The sequence below is a fragment of the Ferrovum sp. JA12 genome (assembly GCF_001431705.1).
GTDB lineage: Bacteria > Pseudomonadota > Gammaproteobacteria > Burkholderiales > Ferrovaceae > PN-J185.
In genome coordinates, this window is sequence record NZ_LJWX01000001.1 from 916,292 (window position 1) to 940,371 (window position 24,080).

A 24,080-nucleotide genomic window follows, 5' to 3' on the forward strand; every position below is an offset into this window, starting at 1 on the left:
TGGCTACTCAGTTGACTTCTAACAGTTCTACATCAAACATAAGCTTAGCGTTAGGAGGGATCACGCCCCCTGCACCGCGACTGCCATAACCTAAGTGTGAGGGAATAATAAGAGTTCGTTTGCCACCCACTTTCATGCCCGCAACGCCCTCATCCCAGCCCTTGATGACCTGACCCGCACCTAATATAAATTGGAAAGGTTGATTACGGTCCACGGAACTATCAAATTTCTGTCCCTTATGGTCCTTTGCGTTGGCATCGTATAACCAGCCTGTATAGTGCACTGATACTTGTTGTCCTGATTTAGCTGTGGCGCCTGTACCGATTAAATGGTCAATGATGGTTAATCCATCTAGTGTCATGGTGGTTTTCTCCGTAGATGCTGAAAAACTGTTATTTGCGATAAAAAAAGAAGACAGTGATACCAATAAAAAATACATGAGTTGTTTCATAACTTCTCCTGAACAATGAATATTACCATGGTTATTTTAGCTGTTCTGACCAAAATTTTTCCAGCCTTTGTACAGAAATTGGATAGAGGGTTTTCATGGGTTGAGCATACAATGATAGATAAAACTCTTCCAGCATTTTCATAAACTGTTGACTTGGTTCGGAGTTCCCTTTTTTATGACGATATTCTTTGAGTCTTGTAGTAAAGGTTATGGTTTGTTTCATTTTATCTTGGTCTTGGCGAGGATCCAAAATACAACGTTCCACACGTTTTAATAATCCTTCTACATACCTGGGTCGCAACAGATACTCTTGCAAAGAAATATCCAAGTAAAGAGACCAATTCAGTAACCTATTCAGATGATCAATTATGTCACGATAGGAGTCAGGGTAAGCGGCCTTTTTTAATTTCTCTTGCTGTGTAAAAAATTGTTTTAATAGTTCGCACAGTAAGCGGTGTTTATCGTTTAACAGTTTGATCAGAGTGCTTAATTGAGATCGTATATGTAAGCAAAGCTGACTAAAAGAGGACTCGTTATTAATTTTTCCTGAAAAAGAATTAACGAGCTCTTTCAATAAAAGATGTAACCATTGTTTTTTTAACCAACCCTCCACTTGTTGATGAGGGGGAGGAGACAGCTTGCAGAGAAGTAATGCCAACTCTGTTGAGTGAGTCAGATTTTTCTCTATAGGGTTCAGCCAACTCTTTAGTTGAATTTCAACTAGGCGGGTAATTCCTGATTGTGTTTTGATTTGTACCTCAAGAGGAGTGTCCATTGCTCTAATAAAAAGATGGCCCTCTTCATTGACTAAGGCGGGGTATAGGATAATTCGAATCCCCTTTTTGTTTACAATAATTTCCTCAGGCAGTTCACCAAAGTTCCAACTGGTAATCTCTGGTAAGTGTAAAAGAGGGTTATCTAGTTGTTGTATTTCTTCTTCTATTAAGGGACTTAAGTGTTGTTTTAGTTGGCTTAAGGATCGTGATTGGGCGATTTCCTCATTGGAATCAGTGACAACTTGCAAATTCATTAAAAGATGTTTGGGTAACGTAGGCCAACTTTCCGGTGAAATACTCTGATGGTAAACCTCGGCAATAAATGTTTGTAAACAGGTTAATAATGAACCATCTTTTTCTGAAAACCGACTTAAAAAAAGAGTAATACAATGAGGCACTGGAACCAGTACTCGTCTAATGGATGGAGGCAATCCTTTAATTAATAGTTGAATTTTTTCACGGATAAGGCCAGGTACGAGCCATTCAATATCGCTCTCATTCAGCGAACCCAGTAGAGGCAGAGGAATTCTTAGGGTAACGCCATCTAATGGATGGCCTGGATCGAAGCGATAGAGTAGAGGGTAATCATTACCATGAATATGTAATGAATCGGGATAGAGTACAAGAGTTGCATTTTCACTACTGTGTTTTTTTAATTGCTCTGGGGTAAATAAAAGGGTCTCTTTTTCCTGTGACGATAATTTCTGATACCAATTTGTTAACTCTTGAGCTTTGGTGATGAACGAGGGAATGTAGTGCCGATATAATTCAACGATAGCCTCCTCATCAATCAGAACATCTTGACGTCGGGTCTTATGTTCTAGCAGCGCAACGCTCTCAATGGTGTGATGGTTTTGTGAGACAAAGTTAGGTATCTTTCCACTATATTCTTGTAACACACATAAATGTCGCAGTAGTAAAGAATAGGCCTGATCTCTATCACGTTGGTCCAATGATACTTTGCGTCGTTGAATAACGGTCAACCCATAGAGTGTGCCATTTTCATAGGCTATCGCCTGACCTTGAATGGGATCCCATTCGCCAGGTGAGAGGGTATAGTGCATTAAACCCTTAGCAAATTTTTCTATCCAATGACTTTGAATCTGACAGACGGTTCGTGCCTGCAATATGCCCGTATCAATGATTTCTGAAGCCATGATCCATTTGGGTTTTTTCAATGCTAAGGATGAAGATTTATTGATTTTAAATTTTAAACCACGTACGCCCAGATAACTTTCACTGTCTTGATGATAGTTACCAATTTGACTAATTAATCCGCTAAGTAGTGCGTTGTGTAGTGAATCATAAGTTGTTTCCTTTTGATTAGGGGTTATTCCAAGCGCTTCAATAGATTGTTTTAATTGATGATGTAAATCATGCCATTCACGAACTCTCTTAAAGTTCAAGAAATGTTTATGACACCAGCGTAGTTGGTGTTTTTTGCTTCCATTTAATTCCTTAAGATAGGCATGCCATAAGTTGATGATGGACATAAAGTCAGATTGCGGATGGGCAAACTGTTTATGTTGTTGGTCCGCTTGTACTCTCAATTCAAAGGGGCGCTCCCGTGGGTCTTGGATACTTAAAAAGGAGGTAATGATCAGTACTTCCGTGACACACTGATATTCTTGGGCCGCAATTAACATGCGTGATAAATGAGGATCTAAGGGAATCTTTGCTATTTTCTGACCAATGGGTGTCAAGTTCTGATTACCATCGATAGCGCTAAGCTCCAATAATTCTAACCTTCCACTTTGAATGGCTTTTGGTGAGGGAGGATCTATAAAAGGAAAGTCTTCAATAGAGCCTAACTTTAAGTGGATCATTTTTAATATGACTCCAGCCAATGAGCTTCTTAATAACTCAGGGGTTGTAAAGGCTGGACGGCTATTAAAATCCTCCTCACTATATAGGCGTATACAAATCCCAGGAGCAGTCCTACCGGAACGCCCCGCTCGCTGCTTGGCTGAGGCTTGTGAGTTCTTTTCAATGAGTAATTGATCGATTTTGTTACGTTGACTAAAACGCTTTACTCTGACCAAACCACTGTCCACAACAAAACGAATTCCAGGAACCGTGAGTGAGGTTTCTGCTACGTTAGTGGATAAAACAATCCTGCGATATGGGCTAGAACTAAAGATTTTGTCTTGTTCTTGTTGCGAGAGGCGAGCAAATAGGGGGATGATTTCTGTGTGGGCAGGTTGCTGTCTTCTTAAAGAATCGAGAACATCTCTGATATCCCGCTCTCCCGGCAGAAAGACCAACACATCACCTTGATGTGTTTCTTTCATTAAATCATCTATAACCTGTAGCAGATGACTCTTTGTACTGCCGTTCTCTATGTCCTCATTATCCTCTTGTTCTAATTGCACTGGACGATACCGAATATCAACAGGGTAAGTGCGACCACTTACTTCAATAATAGGAGCACCGTGGAAAAAATTAGAAAACTTTTCCGTTTCAATGGTAGCTGAGGTAATAATCAGTTTTAAGTCTGGGCGGGAAGGAAGTATTTGTTTAAGATAACCCAGTAAAAAATCAATGTTTAAACTTCTTTCATGGGCTTCATCAATGATGATGACATCATAAGCTGTTAGCCGAGGATCTCGGTTTATTTCGGCCAATAAAATACCGTCTGTCATCACTTTGATGGCACTTGCTGTTGGATTGACTCGGTCTTGAAAGCGGATTTTAGTGCCAACGCCATGACCTACCTCAGTTTTTAGTTCTTGCGCCAGCCGTTGCGCGACTGATCTGGCAGCAAGACGCCTGGGTTGGGTACAACCAATCATTTTATGTTGTCCAAAACCCAAACTGAGACATATTTTAGGGATTTGTGTGGTTTTACCAGATCCTGTTTCACCACACAGAATAAGTGTTTGATGCTGAGTAATTAAAAGACGAATTTCATCCAGATGATCATGAATGGGCAATGAGCCGTCAAACTCAGGATTTAAGACGGGTTTTTGCATGGTAATTAGGGCTTGGTGTAAAGATATAGTCGCTCTTTTTGATCACCAGGACGTGAGCCACTCCATAATAAAGTGCCTTCCCCAATGCGGTAAATGCGATGGCGTGGGTTGTCTTGTAATAACAACAGAGGACAAGTTGATGAGGGATTTATTTCAAGGCGTTGGGTATGGAGATGTAAATAATATTCCAATAATCCACGTTGTGGTTCACCAAGGCCAAGACTCGCTATGCAGCCAGGATGGTGTATAAGATTGTTAGATAGTGAGGTCATAACACTCTCATAACCTCTTGCACGGTCAATAAAGGGTAACCACAGCGACATCAACAATAACCAAGATACAGTAAGCCCCACTGACCAATTAATGAGTGCACGCCGGGCATTCTGGTGTGAGCGCATGATCGTGACAATCCATAATCCACTGATGAACAAAGCAAATACAAAGGGTAGGAAATGAAATTGTTCACGAAAACCGGGTAATGTTGTATCCAAAAAGTTAACAATACTTGCTGGGAAATTTAATAACTGTGCAACCCACCCTAGCCATAATAAAAGAGTAATGAGTCCAAAAGTAATCATCCCAAACCAATCTAAGGCGTGGGCAGTGCCTCTTTTTAACAGATCTATATTTCCACCAGCAAGAATGGACAAGGGGACAAGTAGTGATAGGGTATAAAACTCATTGGGTTGGGTACAAAAGCCTAATACAAAGTAGAACCATAACAAGCAAAGCATCACGTAGCGTACGGAGGGTCTTGAGCGTAGAGCTCTACCACCATACCAAAGAACACCTAAGGACAATGGTGCTGCTGGAAAGGCAAACCAAATACTAACAATCAAGTAGTACAAAGGAGTGGTGGTTAAAATAAACCATTGGCTTGGATGAAGGAAAGGATCTGCGAGACGCATCCACCACTGATGAAACTCATTAGGATGATGTAAATGCAGGGCATAGGGCCAAATTATAAGAAAGGGGGCTAAGCTGAGAACAATAGCCAGGATATAAATGAGCGGTCTTTTTGGCATGACTGGTCTGATAGCCAGGGGACTTAACAGAATTAGGGGTAATAATAATCCCGCTGCTAAGGGGCCAATCGATAGGAAAGCAATGCCTAAACCGGTTCCTGCTAGTAATCCAGCCCACAGGGATTGGTTTCTTGACCAAGGAATGGCCACAAAGACCATGGCCATGCCGGTGATCCATGACAGATGAGAGCTCATCTCATGGGCTCTCAATAAAAGCCCGACAGAGCCCATCAATAGAATAACGCTGGCGCGTATAGCTCGCGAACCAAATAAAGTATAGGCTCCGAGGGCGGTAATAACAAAAGTTAGCGCCATAAAGAGCCCACTCGAGAGTCTTGCTGCATCCGCTGGGTTTAGCCAAGGACTAAAGAGGCGTTGCGTGAGGGCGGCAACCCAGAAATAAAAGGGAGGGGTATTAAAATAAGGCTCGCCACCTAAAGTTGGATATAACCAGTGACCGCCATGATTGAGATGATAAATAATGCCTTGACTGACCGCTTCGTCATATTTCCAAGGAGAGTGGCCTGTTAAGCCGGGGATTAGCCAAGCACAGCAAATAAGTAAGAAAAGGACAGTTTTGCCTAGGGTGAATTCCCCATCAAAACTCAAGGACTTTTTATTGGAGAAGAGTGAAAACACGTGGTCTCCAGTTAAAACTTAAGGCAGCACAGCTGCTGCCTTAAACGGCTAAAATAAATAATTATTTACGGGCGTATTTCTGACGGAATTTTTCAACACGACCAGCTGTATCAACAATTTTTTGTTTACCAGTGTAAAACGGATGACAAGCGGAACAGACTTCCACAGATAAGTTGGGTTTACCAAGGGTTGATTTGGTAACAAAAGAGTTTCCGCAACTACAAGTAACGGTCACATCTTGATAATTTGGGTGAATTTCAGGTTTCATAATCTTTATCCTAAACAAATATGTCGGGGTATACGACACTAAGCCCATTATTATGACTTAAATTAAGCCTTTTGGCAATAAAAGAGCAATACTAAACTACGGCAGATTTAGCCTCTGCGCATGGAATCAAAGAAATCAGCATTGTTTTTAGTGGCTTTGATTTTATCCAGTAGGAATTCCAACGCCTCAATTTCGTCCATTGGATAAAGTAATTTTCGTAATACCCAGATTTTTTGAAGAACCTCTGGCTTCAGTAACATTTCCTCTCGTCTGGTTCCCGACCGGTTAACATTAATAGCAGGATAAATTCTTTTCTCCGCCATTCGTCGATCGAGGTGAATTTCCATATTACCAGTACCTTTGAATTCTTCGTAGATCACATCGTCCATCCGAGAACCGGTATCGACCAATGCAGTAGCAATAATAGTGAGTGATCCCCCTTCCTCAACATTTCTTGCCGCCCCAAAGAAACGTTTTGGACGCTGTAATGCGTTCGCATCAACACCACCGGTTAACACCTTGCCCGATGAGGGGATGACAGTGTTGTAGGCCCGCGCAAGTCTTGTGATTGAATCTAATAGAATCACTACATCACGTTTATGCTCCACCAAACGTTTTGCTTTTTCAATCACCATCTCAGCCACTTGCACATGACGGGTGGCCGGTTCATCAAAGGTAGAGGACACCACTTCGCCCCTCACTGAGCGTTGCATTTCAGTTACTTCTTCTGGTCGTTCATCAATCAACAAAACAATTAAATGAGCATCAGGGTTATTGGAGGAAATAGAATGTGCAATATGTTGCAACATGACTGTTTTTCCGCTTTTAGGACTGGCTACCAATAATCCACGCTGACCTTTCCCGATGGGAGCCACGATATCGATGACACGTCCAGTGATATTTTCTTCAGCTTTTATATCACGTTCAAGGGTAAGAGGTTCAGTTGGAAAAAGAGGGGTTAAGTTTTCAAAGAGGATTTTGTTTTTTGAGTTTTCTGGAGCCTCACCGTTCACTAAATCAACTTTAACTAGAGCGAAGTAACGTTCTCCTTCCTTAGGTATTCTAATTTCACCCTCAATACTGTCCCCGGTATGTAAGTTAAACCGTCTGATTTGAGAGGGGGAAATATAGATATCATCGGGACTCGCCAAATAAGAAGTCTCAGGAGACCGAAGAAACCCAAAACCATCCTGTAAAACTTCTAAGGTTCCTTCACCATAAATACTTTCACCTTTCTTGGCTTGGTTCTTTAATAAAGCAAATATCAATTCTTGCTTACGTAATCGATTGGCTCCTTCAATTTCATTTTTAATAGCCATTTCGACTAGTTCGGTGACATGTAGGGTTTTTAGATCAGATAAATGCATAGAATGACCAAGAATAGAGAAGTGTTAGGTTGGGAAAATTTTTTAAGAATTAATGGGTTAAGATTTTAAGATTAATTAAGTTGCACAGTTTTCACAAACTGTGCAACAAAATCTACGCTTTTTACAAGTGACTGTCAATAAAAGCACTTAGTTGTGATTTAGATAGCGCTCCAACTTTGGTGGCTTCTACGTTACCATTTTTGAATAGTAGAAGGGTAGGGATGCCGCGGATACCGAATTTTCTTGAGGTCTCGGGGTTATCATCAACATTTAATTTGGCTATTTTCAAACGACCGGAGTAGTCTTTGGCAATATCTTCAAGTATTGGTGCGATTAATTTACAGGGACCACACCATTCAGCCCAAAAGTCTAGCAGAACAGGAGTATTGGCTTGTAGTACGTCAGCATCAAATGAACGATCGCTAATATGTATTATGGATTCACTCATGATTTTCCTCTGAAAATAAGTAACGGAATTACGTTAGATGAATAAGGCATTTTTTAGATTACATGTATTTTAACTCAATTCAAACTAAGCGCATAGTAGTTAAAAATGTATAATAGATCCACTATTATAATAAAGTCTCTAATGTGTTGCGCCTGGAATAATTATAAATTTAATAGACATATTGGGTCTTAATTAATTCGATTTGGGTATTTGTGGAATCCATTTTAGCCCTGTTAAAATAAACGATTTATTGGCTAGGAGAGTAGTGCCATGACTTATGTGGTAACCGAGTCTTGTATACGTTGTAAATATACAGATTGTGTGGATGTATGTCCGGTAGATTGTTTTCGTGAGGGACCTAACTTTTTAGTTATTGATCCAGATGAATGTATTGATTGCACCTTATGTGTCGCGGAATGTCCGGTAGAAGCTATTTATGCTGAAGATGACGTACCTGAAAATCAACGGGCCTTTATTGCAATCAACGCAGATCTGGCGAAAGTTTGGAAGCCTATTATTGAGCGTAAAGACCCTTTAGAGGATGCCGATGAGTGGAAAGACGTGAAGGAAAAACGCGAGTTTCTGGAGAAGTAGAGCGACAGTCATGGGCCCTTCAGGAAATGGTCCATGAAGTACAGCATCTCATCAAGGATTACCCGAGTGGAAAGGGGATTCTTATTATTGTCCCCCATGCAAAACTCATCTCTCAATTAGGTCCATTGATTGCAACCCTTGCCCCTCGCGCTCATATCACCACATTTTCTATACTCGCTGAGAGGGTTCCGTTAAAAGCGCGAATCATGGGAGAGTTTGAGCGTCAGCAGTTGATCTATGACGCTTTAAATGAACATCAATGGTTTAATGCCCGCTACCGTTGGAATTTTGCTGAAGAAGCGGTGAAACTCATGGATGAGCTCAGCTTGCACGGTATAGTATGGCCACACGATGAGAAGTCCTTGGTGCAAATCCTTGCCAGTGCTTATCAGTCAGCCCTATCTCAACCTTTGGTTTTTGAAGCGAAGGTGGTTTATACCCTTTGGCAATTACTTCACAGCTCTCATGAGTGTTTATCAGTCGCTATGGCTTATATAGAGCGTCTTCAGCGATTACCTCAGTTTATCGGTGAAGACGCTATTATAGTGATGGAGGCAAGTCTTCATTATCCCTCTGAAAAATACTGTATTGAAGAGCTCTCTCAGCAAAAGCCTGTTAAAAGAATCCCAATCATAAATACTTCACCATCAGATTTTAGAGAGTGGTTGTATCACTTGTGGATGCCTGAACAACCTCTTAACTTGGTTGAATGGATTCATCGTTACGAAGCTCGGTTTAGGCTGAGTCCCATTACCGGTCGTATCAAAATAGCCGCATACAATCATTTTGAAGAGGAGGTTCAATACGCCCTTAACTGGATAGCGGAGAAAATAGCCAGCCAACAGATACCCATTATGGTTGTTGCTCAGGATCGGCAAGCCGCCAGAAGATTACAAGCCTGTTTATCATCTAAGGGGATTAGTGTTGAAGACGGTACTGGTTGGGTGTTGAGTACCACAACAGTGGTGGCTGGAGTTCATGTTTGTTTAAGTCTGATTCAACAAGGTATTACTCGACAAGGATTGTTCGAGCTATTTCACTTACCTTGGTTTTTGTCTGCCTTGGCAGAGCCTGAGAGAGATGTATTGCTCGAACAATTAAAAAACACCATTGGTCAATTTGCTCATCTCTCACAGTTGAATAAATGGTTAAATCAAAGATCTTTAGATGAAGAGATTGGGCAAGTATTAGGTGAGGAACAGGTGAAAGCCATTCTTTTGAGAGGCTTGTCCTTGTTTCAACAGACCCAAGCTAGCCTGAGTGATTGGATCCATAAGCTGTTTGAATTACTGGAACTCTGGTTAATGTTGGAAGCCATCCAGCAAGATCATGCCGGGCGACAGTTGATGGATTTATTACAGCAGTTGGCGGCTAATCAACAGCATCAACAGGGATCATATACTTTTAATGAGTGGTTCAAATGGTTAGAGAGAATTCTTGAAATGAATCACTATCAGCCAGATAGCCAGCAAGCTCAAGTGGTGTTCACGCAATTATCCCAATGTTTATATATTCCCTCCAAAGCCACCTTAGTACTGGGTGCAGACAATAGTCAATTACCCTATATCCCTAACAATATACTGTTTAGTGATGCAGTAAGATCTCTTTTTCAGTTGCCGATAAGGGAGAATTTTATTCATCAAGCGATACTTGATCTACTTGAACTATTTGATCATTCTGATTCGATAATAGTGATGTATCGTACAGAAAATGGGGGGATAAAAACCACTCTATCACCCATGTTAGATATCTTAGAGAATACACATTTATCCATGTATCATGAGTCGTTAATGCTATGTAATACTGCTCAACATACTACACCCTATTTCAAGACGATAGAGCGACCCAGTGTAGTGATTCCTCCTCAAAGGCTACCGAAAACTCTCACCGCTTCTTTTTATCAAAGAATTCTGAACTGTCCCTATCAGTCTTTTATATATGATGTGTTAGGATTGAAAAAATCATTCCCAGTTAAAGAAGAGGTAACCAAAGCTGAATTTGGTCAATTGGTTCATCAAATCTTAAGTCTGTCTGTAGAAACTAAACGCCGTCAATCACAATACTCATGGTTACAATCTATTCAAGAGAATACCGATAAACTTTGGCAACGAGTCCTAGAGCAGGATCCTTACTGGCGTGCTTGGTTAGTCTATTGGAATTCACTTATCCCCGCAGTATCACAATGGTTTGAAAAACGTGAATTAGAACATTGGAAAATTCAAGGCAGTGAGCAGTGGTTTAAAAAAATCAAAACGAAGGATCATCAGTCAACGGAAGTTGCTGGCAGTATAGATAGATGGGATGCACGGATGAAAGAGGATACTCTCTTGGTTGAAATACTGGATTACAAATTAAAAAACAGCAAGCAGATTTCCAAAAAAGATATAGAGCTTGGAGAGGAGATACAACTTCCCTTATATGCTCAATTAATGGATGAATATGAAGTGAATGCAAGCTATGTTTTCTTAGAAGACGACCCGGTAAAAGAGGTGACAGTCAATCATCTAGGGGAACTCAGTCAGCAGATTATTGATCGTTGGTTTACTATTTTACAAGATACTCAAGATGGGATGGGTTGGCCTGCTCATGCAGAGACTACAATCTGTCAGCGCTGTCAGTATCAAGGGCTATGTCGAAAACAATTTTGGCAATAATTGATGAACCAGCAAGCGAGACTTAATTATCATGCATTGAATCCACAATTCTCCGTAATGGTGGATGCCTGTGCAGGCACAGGTAAAACCTGGTTGCTGGTATCGCGTATTATCCGTTTACTTATGGATAACATTGCGCCCAACCGAATACTTGCCATCACTTTCACCAGAAAAGCTGCCGGAGAAATGCAGGATCGTTTGCAACAATGGTGTCGTCAATTGGCCTTTGAGGACGAATCATGGGTAAAATCTTTTTTAATTGAAAGAGGTATCGGTGAGAGTGAAATAAATCATTATGTACCCAAAGCAAGAGGTTTGTATCAATTACTCATGCTGCAATCAGGAGTCAGTATATGTACCTTTGATGAATGGTTTTTATCACTCATTCGACATGCTCCTTTATCATCAAACATCCAATATGACGTCAATCCTGGAATAGATCGATTAGCTCTACGCCATGAAGCCTGGGTGAATATATTAACCCAATTAGCCTTTAACAAAAACTCCTCCCTAGAAAAGCTTATTAAGGAAAAAGGTACTGAATCGATTAGACGGATTTTATTTGATGCTGCCAATTATCGTGTTGAATGGCAACTGTTAAACCGTCATCTGCGGCCACAACAATTATGGACTTCTGAAGATAATACACACTATCATGTATCCGAGCCGGATAAATGGTTCTATGATCAATACTTGATATCATTATTAACTTCCCTCACTCATCAACTCTCACAACTCAGTAATGCATTACGCCAGGCGGGTCTTGCTCTCTCTCAAATGGTGGCAGAACAAGCAACAATCACCGCTCTTTTATCATGGACGTTTACCCAAGAGGGGTTTGGAACACCTCGTCAAACATTGGTTAATGGCTTAAACGCTGCACAACAAAATGAGTTGATTAATGATTGGATTGACGTGATGGAAAAGTATCGGGAAGGCTATCGATACCAACTGGTATCTGAATTAAATATCAGACTTTATGAATGTGTTGATGAATTTATTCAAGAATTACTGCGTTTAAAGACGGTACATAATGAAGCAGATTTTTCTGATATATCTTTGTGGGTTTATCAATTACTCTGTGATCCTGTAGAGGCTCCCCATTGGTTTTATAGATTGGATGCACGTTATCAGCAGGTGTTAATTGACGAATTTCAGGATACTAGTCCTCTACAATGGCATATTCTGAAACAGTGGTTTTCTAACGCTAAAGAAGCTGAGTCTGATTTGACGCTTTTTTTGGTTGGTGATCCTAAACAAGCAATTTATCGATTTAGACGCTCTGACAGTCGTATTTTTGAGGAGGCAAGACACTTATTATTGTCCCAATATAAGGCGCAAGAGTTGACCTTATCGCAGTCCTACAGAAGCCATCATAATATTATTAATTTGGTTAACCGTTTGTTTGAAAATAGACCTGACTTTCCACATGTTAACCATTTACCAAAATTTAATGCTACCCACGGCGTAACCAAACTTTTCTTATTTGAGGATGCACCTGATACAGCACAGCAGACTCCCTTGGTAGAGCAGGTGGCTTTACGTCATCCACTTAAACAAGCTCGTCAGGATGAAAATAGAAACGCTTCAGAGGCTTTTTTAGTGGCACGTAATCTATTAAATGCTGTGGGGCAGCGTGAAATTATTACGGCTAATGGGAACAAGTTATTAAGCTTTGGTGATGTGTTGATATTGGCCAGAAGAAGACAGACGCTGCTTGTCTTTGAAGAGACTTTTCGGGATCATAATATTCCTTTTGTGAGTCAGCAGAAGGGGCAATTACTGTTTTATTTAGAGATTGAGGATTTGTTAAGGTTACTAAAAGTCTTAGTATATCCTGCCGATAACATTAGCTTGGCGCAGACTCTAAAGTCTCCCATTTTTGGGTTTAAAGATGAGGATTTTTTACAATTCTCTATAACGGATTCTTGGTGGAATCAACTCTCTGAGTTGACCACTTTTACTAAGGAGTTTGTACTCCTTAAGCACTGGCGAGATCTCTCTCAAAGAGTGCCTGTTCATGACCTCTTAGAAACTATTATTGATGAAAGCCAACTGCTATTAGCCTATCAGTCCACCTTATCCGCCGAGCGTTTTTTTCAAGTACGCGCTAATATTGAGACTTTTATTGAATTTGCTCTTTCCTGGAATAGTGGACGCTATCCAAACTTGGTGCGTTTTCTTCAAGAAATGGAGGAGTTACGTGAGGACGAAGCTCAGGCCCCAGATCAGGGAGCCCTTGGGAGTGATGGAGTTAATGCGGTACGATTGATGACAATTCATGGTGCTAAGGGTCTTGAGTCGCCCATGGTATGGTTGGTTGATCATGATGGTTGGCAAGCAAAAAGTAAAAGTAATTACTGGCATGTTAATTGGTCCCCTGAGTTGCCTTATCCAGATTATTTTGTTTATATGCCAGAGAAGAAAATGCTGACTAAAAAGCAACTCGCTTATATTGAACAAGAATCCCTACTCCTGGAAAGAGAAGAGAACAATCTTCTTTATGTGGCACTCACTCGAGCGCAAAGTGAGTTATATATTGTGGGTGCAGTTGAGGCAAAACAAACTCCTTGGATTAAGGCATTAGTAGAGATTGGCCAAGAGTTTCCTGACTTAATTTCTGTTGAGCATGTTTTATTGTGAAATAAAAAAGCCGGAGCAGTAGCACCGGCTTTTCTCTCACCATTTTTCTTTATCGTGTAACTAAAGCGTTCAAAATGGTTTTATGCTGCAAAATTGCTCACCGCAAATTCCCAGTTTACAAGGTGATTTAAAAAGGTTTCAACAAATTTAGGACGTAAATTGCGGTGGTCAATATAGTAGGCATGTTCCCATACATCAATACATAACAGTGCTGTATCACCGGTGGTGAGTGGGGTACCTGCTGCACCCATGTTAACAATCTCAAGATCGCCGTTGTCTTTTTTAACAAGCCATGTCCAACCAGAACCAAAGTTCCCTACGGCAGAGGTTTGAAAGGCCTTTTTAAATTCATCTAAAGAGCCCCACTTTTTGTTAATGGCCTCCAGTAAAGCGCCAGAGGGTGATCCACCACCTTGTGGACTTAGACAATGCCAGAAAAAGCTGTGATTCCATACCTGTGCCGCATTATTGTAAATGCCACCTGCAGGGGCTTTTTTTACAATAGACTCAAGATCTAAACTTTCAAACTCAGTCCCTTTAATTAAATTATTTAAATTAACGACGTATGCATTGTGATGCTTGCTATAGTGATAATCAAAGGTTTCTTCGCTCATATGTGGTACTAAAGCATTTTTTGCATAAGGTAGAGCTGGTAATTGATGTTCCATTTAAATCTCCAAGACAATAAAGTTTAGACTAATTCCATAAATATACTAAAAAAAAGGACACAAAAGAATCCCCCTCAAGATTATTTTCTTGAGGGGGTGTTTATTACACCGACGTAGGAAGAGGCTTTTCTGGATTGATGTTGTATTTCTTAATAGCTTCAACAACCACTTCTGCCTTAATTTTCCCCTCTTCAGCCAAAGCGCTCAGTGCTGTCACGGTAACGTAGTAACGATCAACTTCAAAGAAGTGTCTAAGCTTTGCTCTGGTGTCAGATCGACCAAAACCATCTGTTCCCAGGGTAATATATTTTCTAGGAACAAAAGCGCGAATCTGCTCAGAAAAGTTTTTCATGTAATCCGTGGCAGCAATAATGGGGCCAGTAGTATTTTGAAGACACGTTTCTACATAAGGTAGCTTTCTTGGAGCGGTGGGATGTAGACGATTCCAACGAAGACAGGCTTGCCCCTCACGCGCCAATTCATTGAAGCTCGTGGCACTCCATACTTGGCTGTTCACGCCCCAGTCTTGTGCGAGTAATTCGGAAGCAGCAATCACTTCACGCAGAATGGAGCCGCTACCTAAAAGTTGTACCTCAGGAGCTTTGGCGTTATCTCGACGTGATTGGAATAAGTACATCCCTTTAAGAATGCCTGGTTCCGCTCCCTGTGGCATGGCTGGGTGTGAGTAGTTTTCATTCAAGGTGGTAATGTAGTAGAAAATATTTTCTTGTTCTTGATACATCCTCCTCAGACCGTCTTGAATGATAACTGCTACCTCGTAGGCGAAAGTTGGGTCGTAGGATACACAATTTGGTATGAAACTAGCGTGAATTTGACTGTGTCCATCTTGATGTTGCAATCCTTCTCCGTTTAGCGTTGTTCTGCCGGAGGTACCACCAATTAAGAAACCACGGCATTGCATATCTCCTGCCGCCCAGGCTAAGTCACCGATGCGCTGGAATCCAAACATGGAGTAGAAGATATAAAAAGGTATTGTTGTTACTCCATGGTTAGAATAGGCCGTTGCAGCGGCTATCCAGGATGAAAAAGCACCAGCTTCATTAATCCCCTCTTGTAAAATTTGACCATTCACATCCTCACGGTAATACATTAACTGGTCATGATCTTGGGGCTCATATAACTGTCCCACAGAAGAGTAAATACCAAGGCTTCTAAACATTCCCTCCATACCAAAGGTTCTCGATTCATCAGGAACAATAGGCACTATTAACTTACTTAGCTCTTTGTCTCGAGTAAGTAATGTCAAAATTCGAACAAAGGCCATGGTGGTAGAGGATTGTCTGTCTTCTGTACTGTGTAACAGAGAGTCAAAGTAGGACAGAGGAGGAATAGGGAGTTTAGGAACATCATGACGTCTAACTGGCATATAGCCACCAAGCTTCTCACGCTGTTGACGCAGATAGGTAATCTCTGGACTGTCTTCAGCAGGGCGATAAAATGGCGTTTCTTGTAGCAGTTCATCAGAGATCGGTATGTCGAAGCGATCACGGAATTGTTTGAGAGCATTTCCCCCCATTTTTTTCTGCTGGTGCGTAATGTTCTGGCCTTCACCCGACTCGCCCATACCGTAGCCTTTCACAGTTTTAGCTAGAATAACAGTGGGCTGGCCTGTGTGGCGCACTGCAGACATATAGGCGTTATAGACTTTAAAAGGATCGTGACCACCACGATTTAAGCGCCAAATATCATCATCTGTCATGTTAGCCACAAGTCGAGCCAGCTCAGGATATTTACCAAAAAAATGTTTTCTCACGTAAGCGCCATCACGCGCTTTCATACTTTGGTATTCCCCGTCCACCACTTCCATCATACGTTGCAATAGAAGTCCTGAACGATCTTTAGCGATAAGTTGATCCCATTGTCTGCCCCAAATGACTTTGATTACATTCCAGCCGGCACCACGGAAATCAGCTTCTAACTCTTGAATAATTTTGCCATTACCGCGCACGGGACCATCTAGTCGCTGTAGGTTACAATTCACCACAAAAATAAGATTATCTAGTTTTTCTCTGGCCGCAAGAGAGATGGCACCCAGAGACTCCGGTTCGTCCATTTCACCATCACCCATAAAAGCCCATACTTTACGGTTATCGGTTTTGGCAATGCCCCGGTTTTGTAGGTATTTCATGAAACGAGCTTGGTAAATAGCCATTAATGGTCCAAGCCCCATTGAAACGGTGGGCATTTGCCAAAAATCCGGCATTAACCAAGGATGTGGGTACGAAGATAATCCTCCACCATCCACCTCTTGGCGAAATTTAGATAATTGGTCTTCGTTCAATCGTCCTTCTAGGAAGGCGCGTGCATAAATGCCTGGGGCAGAATGGCCTTGAATATACAATAAATCACCACCATGCTCAGCAGTGGGCGCATGAAAAAAATGATCAAAACCAACATCATATAGTGTGGCGGCAGACTGAAAACTTGCTATATGCCCCCCCAGTTCACTGGAAGTCCGGTTGGCTCTTAAAACCATGGCCATGGCGTTCCAACGTATCAGAGAGCGCACCCGGTGCTCCATTTCAGGATCCCCTGGGATTCCAATCTCTTGATGAGGAGGAATAGTATTAATATAAGCGGTATTAGCGCTGTAAGGGAGATAAGCGCCTGAACGTCTGGCTTTATCAATTAATTGCTCGAGAATATAATGAGCCCTTTCAGGACCTTCTAGTTCTAAAACAGCCTCTAAGGCATCAAGCCATTCTTGTGTTTCTTGTTTGTCATTATCTGGCACTGCGGACATATTGGTTTCCCTCGCGATCAGCGGTTAATTTATTAGGTGAATTCCTCCTGTCGGGATCGCCGACTAATCTCTATATTACTGCCAAAATTAATTCGATGCTATGGCTTTGAAGAGAGGGTAGGGTTAAGCCAGTGGCCTGATCGCCCCCCGCTTTTTTCAACAAGAAAAACTTCTCTGATTATCATTGCCTTATCGGTAGCTTTGAGCATGTCATAAATAGTCAATAAACCAATTTGTACGCCCGTCAACGCTTCCATTTCTACCCCAGTTTTTCCGGTGGTTTCAACAACCACTTGGCAATGTACTAGTGAGTTTTCAGTGTCGCATTGAAACTCAACATTGATATGGGTTAAAGACAGAGGGTGGCATAAAGGAATTAACTCAGAGGTTTTTTTAGCTCCTTGGATAGCAGCAATTTGTGCCACGGCTAAGACATCCCCTTTTTTAGCTTGCCCCTTGATAACTAATTCGAGAGTAGAAGGCTGCATAGCAAGGGTGCCCATTGCTATGGCACGTCGGTGGGTAGCAGGCTTGTCTGCTACGTTTACCATGTGTGCGTCGCCCTGTGAGTTAAAGTGTGTGAGTGCCATGGTTTTGAATAAAAAAACAATTGTTTTAGGGTATCATATATTCATGAAACGTATATTTTTATATCTCTTAGTTTACTGTTTTACCATTAATGGTAATGCAGGAGATTTACCTGATCTTGGTGATAGTTCGGCCAACTATCTGTCTACCCAAGATGAATCAGCTCTTGGTCGTCAGGTGATGATGGAAATTAGATCTGATCCAGCTTATTTTACTGACCCGGAATCCGTTGATTTTGTTAATCATGTAGCAGGTCGTTTACTGGCGGTCAGTGAGGATGCTGTGGGTATGCATTTTGAAGTCTTTATTTTACAAGACCCAACACTCAATGCTTTTGCAATGCCTGGTGGTTATATCGGTGTTCATACTGGCTTGATTTTAGCTGCCGAGAATGAATCGGAGTTGGCCTCAGTGTTAGCTCACGAAATTTCTCACGTTACGCAGCATCACGTGGCTCGTGAAATGGAGGCGCAAAGCCAAAATATGCCACTGACTTTAGCTGCTATGGCGGCCGCTCTGTTGGCAGCCAGATCGAGCCCAGATGCGGCGGTGGGAGGGATAATGGGAGCGCAGGCAGGTGCCATTCAGGCGCAACTTAATTCAAGTCGTGGTTATGAAAGAGAGGCTGACCGCTTGGGTATCCAGCGGTTAGTTCACTCAGGTTATGACCCTCGCGCTATGTGGACTTTTTTTGAAAAACTTCAGCATTATGATAGTTTTTATGAGGGGGTTCCTGCTTTTCTTCAAACTCACCCTTTGACCACTGAGCGTTTAGCAGAGATACAAAATAGACTACAAAATGTACCTTATAGACAAGTTCAAGACGGTCCTAATTTTCAGATGATTCGCTCCAGAATAAAAGCTTTAGTGGGAACACCCAATGAAGCAGTTCGCTCGTTCGCTGGCGAAGAGCTCAATCCAAAATATCCACAAGACCAACCTGAAATTTACGGCTACGCCGTGGCTCTATGGAGAAATCATCAGTATACAGAGGCGCTGCAAAAATTAGACAGCATTCGTTTGTATGCAAAAGTGAATCCAATGTTTTTAAGTCTTAATGCAGCTATTGTGCACGATGAAGGTAAGCTTGAGTTAGCCCTTGATCTTTATCGCCAAGCATTAGCTCAGTATCCTGATGAACGAGCACTTAATTATGGATTTATTAAAACCATGCTTGATTTGCATCGAGATCAAGAGGCCTTAAACTTTATCCATAAAAGAATCAGTTATAACCAACAAGATGCAAAACTCTATGATTACGAGGCGCGGGGTTTTGCCGCATTGAATCAGCAGTTATTAAGTCACCAAGCTTTGGCCTATTACTATGAGCATATGGATAACTTTAGCGCGGCCCTTGACCAATTGCAAATCGCTTTGAAAGCCGGTGACGGAGATTTTTATCAAAAATCGTCCGTCGAGGCACAAATTAATACTCTTAAAAACGTGTTGTTAGCAGATAAAGCCAATCGTAAAAAATAATATTTTATTCTGCTAGACGAGCCACCTGTTGAGTCAGTTCGTGAACTTGTTTTTCAAACTGACTTAATCTTACTTTTTCTTGGTTAACAACTTCAATCGGTGCTTTATCAACAAAACTGGGATTATTGAGTTTTTGATGAGCTTTAGTTATTTCACCATTTAATTTCTCAATTTGTTTATTGAGCCGCAATATTTCAGCAGCAATATCTATCTCAACCTTGAGCATTAGTTTATATTCATTCACCACTGCAACAGACGCTGAGGTGTTCTCTAAACTTTGATTGTCCACAAATACGACTTCACTTAACCTCGCAAGATGAACAAGATGCTCAGTGAAGGATGTTAATTGATTAGTATTTCCACTAATATAAAGAGGAACTCGATCTTTAGGAGATAAATTCATTTCCGAGCGCAGTGTTCGACAGGCATTAACCAGTTCTTTGAGTAATTGAATCTGTTGATCAGCTTCTTTGTTAACATGTTGACTAAGAAACTCTGGATAGGAAGCAATCATTATGCTTTTTTCATGTTTACCCACCAAGGGTGATACTTTTTGCCATAGTTCTTCAGTAATAAATGGCATGAGCGGATGAGCTAAGCGAAGCACAGTTTCTAAAGTGTGAATCAGGGTATAGCGGGTTGAGTACTGTATATTTTCATCAGATGTATTAAGAGAGGTTTTAGCTAATTCCACATACCAGTCGCAATAGTGATCCCAAATTAGTTGATAAACACATCGTGCCGCAAGATCAAAACGATAGCTTGTAAAGTGATCCGTAACTTCTTTAATACTCTGATTAAGTTGGCTTAACATCCATTGATCAATAAAATTAAAGACCTTAGGAGGGGTGGTGTAAGCTATTTGATGATCAGGAATATTCATTAGTACATAGCGGGTAGCATTCCAAATCTTATTACAAAAATTGCGATATCCCTCACAACGCTGTAAATCAAATTTGATATCACGTCCATGGGTCGCAAGGCTAGCAAAGGTGAAGCGCAAGGCATCGGTTCCAAAACTGGGAATACCTTTAGGGAATTCGTTGCGCGTTGCTTTCTCAATGGCTTTTGCCTGTTTTGGGTCCATCAAGTTACTGGTTCTTTTTTTAACCAAACTGTCTAAGTCAATCCCATCAATTATATCTATTGGATCCAGAATATTACCCTTAGATTTACTCATTTTTTGTCCATGAGCATCGCGCACTAATCCCGTAATATACACCTCCTGAAAGGGGATTTTTCCCGTGAAGTGGCTTGTCATCATGATCATACGTGCAACCCAAAAGAAAATAATGTCAAAGCCAGTAACCAGAACATTAGTCGGTAAATACGTTGCTAATTCTGCTGTTTGCTCGGGCCAGCCTAATGTTGAAAAAGGCCATAAAGCGGAGGAGAACCAAGTATCTAACACATCTTCATCTTGGGTTAGATCGCTATTTGCTGCCAGAGCTTCAGCTTCGGCTTGGGTATGCGCAACATACACATGACCAGCCTTATCATACCAAGCAGGAATTCGATGCCCCCACCACAGTTGTCTTGATATACACCAGTCCTGAATATTAGTTAACCAATGATTGTAAGTATTGGTCCAGTTTTCTGGAATAAAACGGATTTGCTCTGAGGCAACCAATTCTAGAGCTTGTTCAGCAAATCCTTCCATCCGAACAAACCATTGGTCTGAGAGCATGGGTTCGATAACCGATCTTGTGCGGTCCCCTCTGGGAACCATTAGTGTATGCTTTTTTGATTCAGCTAAAAGTCCCTGCGCTTCAATTTCATCAAGTACCTTTTGTCGGGCAACAAAACGATCTAACCCTCGATAATCTTGGGGGACTTGATCGTTTAACTGAGCTTCCTTAGTGAAGATATTAATGGGTGTTAATTGATGTCGATTACCCACTTGATAATCATTAAAATCATGAGCTGGGGTAATTTTTACACATCCTGTTCCAAAGGAACTGTCCACATAATTATCAGCAATAATGGGAATTTGTCTATTCGTTAGGGGTAGTTGTAGGGTTTTTCCTATGAGGGATTGATACCGTTCATCTTGAGGATTCACTGCGACTGCCACGTCACCAAAAAGCGTTTCAGGACGAGTTGTTGCTACGACTAAAAACTCACCTGGTTGGTTGACGATGGGGTAGCGTATATGCCAAAGAAATCCAGCTTCTTCTTCGGCGACCACTTCAAGATCAGACACAGCAGTTTGTAAAACAGGGTCCCAATTAACTAATCGCTTCCCACGATAAATTAGACCTTGTCGATATAATTTAACAAATACTTCATTCACTGCTCGTGACAGCCCCTCATCCATGGTGAAGCGCTCACGTTCCCAATCACATGAACTACCTAATCGACGCATTTGACGGGTAATGGTGGAACCAGATTGCTCTTTCCATTGCCACACTTTTTCAAGAAAAGACTCCCGGCCAAGTGTTTTTCTATCAGTTCCTTGAGCTTCTAGTTGTCTTTCCACTACAATTTGAGTAGCAATCCCAGCATGATCTGTGCCTGCTTGCCATAAAGTATTATCGCCACGCATCCGATGGTAGCGTATTAATGCATCCATTAATGTGTGTTGGAAAGCGTGCCCCATATGTAACGTGCCCGTTACGTTAGGTGGAGGCAACAAAATAGCGTATGGTTTACTTGATGGTAGGTGGCGTGCTTTAAATAAGCCTTCTTTCTCCCAAAAGGGATACCAACAGGATTCTATGGAGTGTGGATCAAAGCTTTTATCTAATTCAATCATTATTTGCGACTCATATTATGGGTGTAAATTTCAAAGCCACGATTACGGTAATGTTGAAAACGTAATCGTGCGAACTGTTTGTCTTGTTCGTCAGTACTGACAATTTCTAACAGCCTTTCAAAACGTGCAAAGTAGTCAAACTGTTCTGGGTGAAGATTAACTAAGCAGTCATAGTGCCATGGAGCAAGCCCCTTGGCATCGATGACAATAGGTACCTCTTTAGCCAGTGGGTCGTCACTGAGACAATGAGGAATTACTGAGGTGAGGTGGAGCTGCCATAATCCAAGATCTATAGCTTCTGCTTGAGCTTGGTTAGCAGCTCTTACCCATATGGTCTTTTTCTGTTGCCAAGCTTTCTCAATAAGTTTTTGCGCCAATAGATTTTGATCTTGTATATGAGTATAAAAATCAATACGTGTCACTCAGTTGTTCCTAATTTATCTTTCTATTGCTGTGTTAAAAATTGGCATAACATGGAAACAGGTCTGCCGGTGGCTCCTTTTTCTTTGCCACCCCGATAGGCAACACCTGCTATATCTAAGTGAGCCCATGTGACTTCACGTGTAAATTTCGCTAGGAAACAAGCAGCTGTAATACTACCACCTGCGCGCCCTGCAACATTAGCCATGTCTGCAAAATTCGACTTTAGCCCTTCATGATATTCTTCCCACAAAGGCATTGGCCATACTCTGTCACCCGTAATATCTCCTGCCTGTTTGAGAGCCAGTGACAAATGATCGTTATTGGCAAAGAGAGCAGCCGCTTCATTACCTAGAGCAATGACACAGGCCCCTGTGAGAGTGGCAATATCAATAATAGTTTTAGGTTCAAAGCGTTGAGCGTAGGTGAGTGCGTCGCATAAAATCAGTCTACCTTCAGCATCTGTATTTAAAATTTCAATAGTTTGGCCAGACATACTGGTGACAATATCTCCAGGTCGCGTTGCGTTACCATCTGGCATATTTTCACAAGTAGGAACTATCCCAATCAAATTAATAGGTAGTTTCATTTCGGCCACCGCACGCATTACTCCAAAAACAGAGGCTGCTCCGCACATGTCAAACTTCATTTCATCCATTTCAGGAGCGGGTTTTAATGAAATACCACCAGTATCAAAGGTAATTCCTTTACCTACTAACACAATTGGCTTATCATTTTTTTGTGTGGCGCCGTTATATTTCATAGTAATTAATTTAGGCGCTTGGTGTGAACCTTGAGCCACCGCTAGTAGAGAACCCATTCCTAATTTTTCCATATCAGACTTTTCAAGTACGTCAACTTTCAGTTTCCATTCTTTACCCAATTTCTGTGCTTCTTTTGCAAGATAGTTAGGGGTACAGATGTTGGGTGGTAGATTGGCAAGATCTTTACTCAATGCAATACCATGAGCAACGGCTTGTGCTTGATTAACCGATTTGATTAAAGCGGTGCTTGGCGTCTTACCTTTAGTAATAAAAGATATGCTCTGTAAGGAACTTGGGATGACCTTTTCTTTTGAGATACGTTTAACACGGTACTGCGTTTCAAGAGCAATGAGAGTTGCTTGTTCAACAGCCCAGTTAGCGTCTCTATTGTCTACATTAAGTTGGTTGAGTGTTAGAGCAATATTTTTTACATTGAGGGTTTCTAAGTTTTTTAAACTGTTACGGACTAATTGCTTGTATTCACTATCAGACAAACTATTCTTTGTTCCACTGTTAATGAGTAATAATCTTTGCGCCTTAATTCCTGGAACTTGATGTAATACAACGGTATTACCAAAGTTTTTTCCAAGATCCCCTTTTTTGAGAATCTGACTAATGATATTTGTCGAGCTATTGTCTAGTAGTTTGATGTCTGCGGTCATTGATTGGTTTGCAGGGATTGCAATCACCAATGCCTCCGTTACAATTTTGTCCAAAGATTGGGCTTTTACACTAAATTCCACAGTTTATCTCCGATATAAATTAGAATATTGTTATATTAAACCCTAAATTATCTTGTTAAAGC

At 41.2% G+C, this 24,080-nt stretch carries 16 protein-coding genes; 4 read left to right on the forward strand and 12 right to left on the reverse strand.

From position 1 onward, the window contains the following. Nucleotides 1–7 precede the first annotated feature (7 nt). The 6 genes from FERRO_RS04750 to trxA form a co-directional block, all read right to left on the reverse strand. Entirely contained in the window at nt 8–451 is a 444-nt protein-coding gene (locus FERRO_RS04750) for an FKBP-type peptidyl-prolyl cis-trans isomerase (RefSeq protein ID WP_082601180.1), read from the reverse strand. Nucleotides 452–482: 31 nt separating this feature from the next. Then, nucleotides 483–4,199: an ATP-dependent RNA helicase HrpA gene (hrpA, locus tag FERRO_RS04755; protein WP_056929686.1), complete on the reverse strand. Its 3,717-nt coding sequence runs from the start codon at nt 4,197–4,199 to the stop codon at nt 483–485. 5 nt (nt 4,200–4,204) lie between these two features. Next, nucleotides 4,205–5,863: an ArnT family glycosyltransferase gene (locus FERRO_RS04760; protein WP_056929687.1), complete on the reverse strand. Its 1,659-nt coding sequence runs from the start codon at nt 5,861–5,863 to the stop codon at nt 4,205–4,207. 61 nt (nt 5,864–5,924) lie between these two features. Beyond that, a complete protein-coding gene (gene rpmE / locus FERRO_RS04765; protein WP_056929688.1) occupies nt 5,925–6,131 on the reverse strand; it encodes a 50S ribosomal protein L31 in 207 nt (68 codons plus the stop codon). 107 nt (nt 6,132–6,238) lie between these two features. After that, the gene (gene rho, locus FERRO_RS04770) at nt 6,239–7,498 is read right to left on the reverse strand and encodes a transcription termination factor Rho (protein WP_056929689.1); all 1,260 of its coding nucleotides are present in this window, start codon (nt 7,496–7,498) and stop codon (nt 6,239–6,241) included. 121 nt (nt 7,499–7,619) lie between these two features. Further along, the gene (trxA, locus tag FERRO_RS04775) at nt 7,620–7,946 is read right to left on the reverse strand and encodes a thioredoxin TrxA (RefSeq protein ID WP_056929690.1); all 327 of its coding nucleotides are present in this window, start codon (nt 7,944–7,946) and stop codon (nt 7,620–7,622) included. A gap of 270 nt (nt 7,947–8,216) precedes the next feature. Here trxA and fdxA point away from each other — a divergent pair, with 270 nt between their 5' ends. The 3 genes from fdxA to FERRO_RS04790 are packed head-to-tail and all read left to right on the forward strand — an operon-like array spanning nt 8,217 to nt 13,837. Then, complete coding sequence (gene fdxA, locus FERRO_RS04780) at nt 8,217–8,540, forward strand: ferredoxin FdxA (RefSeq protein ID WP_056929691.1); 324 nt, start codon at nt 8,217–8,219, stop codon at nt 8,538–8,540. Beyond that, nucleotides 8,498–11,194 carry a PD-(D/E)XK nuclease family protein gene (locus FERRO_RS04785; protein WP_152975699.1) on the forward strand — a complete coding sequence of 899 codons (2,697 nt, stop codon included), beginning with the start codon at nt 8,498–8,500 and terminating at the stop codon, nt 11,192–11,194. The genes fdxA and FERRO_RS04785 overlap by 43 nt, the downstream gene beginning before the upstream one ends. Before the next feature lie 3 nt (nt 11,195–11,197). Further along, complete coding sequence (locus FERRO_RS04790) at nt 11,198–13,837, forward strand: UvrD-helicase domain-containing protein (RefSeq protein WP_056929693.1); 2,640 nt, start codon at nt 11,198–11,200, stop codon at nt 13,835–13,837. An 80-nt stretch (nt 13,838–13,917) separates the two neighbouring features. Here the strand turns inward: FERRO_RS04790 and FERRO_RS04795 are convergent, their stop codons facing one another. The 3 genes from FERRO_RS04795 to moaC all read right to left on the reverse strand — a co-directional run bounded on the left by FERRO_RS04795 (nt 13,918) and on the right by moaC (nt 17,859). After that, a complete protein-coding gene (locus FERRO_RS04795; protein WP_056929694.1) occupies nt 13,918–14,505 on the reverse strand; it encodes a superoxide dismutase in 588 nt (195 codons plus the stop codon). 103 nt (nt 14,506–14,608) lie between these two features. Next, on the reverse strand, nt 14,609–17,269 hold the full coding sequence (gene aceE / locus FERRO_RS04800; protein WP_056929695.1) for a pyruvate dehydrogenase (acetyl-transferring), homodimeric type: 2,661 nt from the start codon (nt 17,267–17,269) through the stop codon (nt 14,609–14,611). Between the two features lie 98 nt (nt 17,270–17,367). Further along, nucleotides 17,368–17,859, reverse strand: a complete 492-nt coding sequence (gene moaC, locus FERRO_RS04805) for a cyclic pyranopterin monophosphate synthase MoaC (protein ID WP_056929696.1) — start codon at nt 17,857–17,859, stop codon at nt 17,368–17,370. A gap of 43 nt (nt 17,860–17,902) precedes the next feature. On the opposite strand from moaC, the gene FERRO_RS04810 reads away from it, so the two are divergent. After that, on the forward strand, nt 17,903–19,336 hold the full coding sequence (locus FERRO_RS04810; RefSeq protein WP_160318103.1) for a beta-barrel assembly-enhancing protease: 1,434 nt from the start codon (nt 17,903–17,905) through the stop codon (nt 19,334–19,336). A 4-nt stretch (nt 19,337–19,340) separates the two neighbouring features. Here the strand turns inward: FERRO_RS04810 and FERRO_RS04815 are convergent, their stop codons facing one another. From FERRO_RS04815 to FERRO_RS04825, 3 genes are read right to left on the reverse strand one after another with little or no spacing between them, the layout of a single operon-like run. Further along, on the reverse strand, nt 19,341–22,088 hold the full coding sequence (locus FERRO_RS04815) for a valine--tRNA ligase (protein WP_056929810.1): 2,748 nt from the start codon (nt 22,086–22,088) through the stop codon (nt 19,341–19,343). Nucleotides 22,089–22,090: 2 nt separating this feature from the next. Then, nucleotides 22,091–22,513: a DNA polymerase III subunit chi gene (locus tag FERRO_RS04820; protein ID WP_056929698.1), complete on the reverse strand. Its 423-nt coding sequence runs from the start codon at nt 22,511–22,513 to the stop codon at nt 22,091–22,093. 23 nt (nt 22,514–22,536) lie between these two features. Continuing rightward, complete coding sequence (locus FERRO_RS04825; protein ID WP_056929699.1) at nt 22,537–24,018, reverse strand: leucyl aminopeptidase; 1,482 nt, start codon at nt 24,016–24,018, stop codon at nt 22,537–22,539. Between the last annotated feature and the right edge of the window lie 62 nt (nt 24,019–24,080).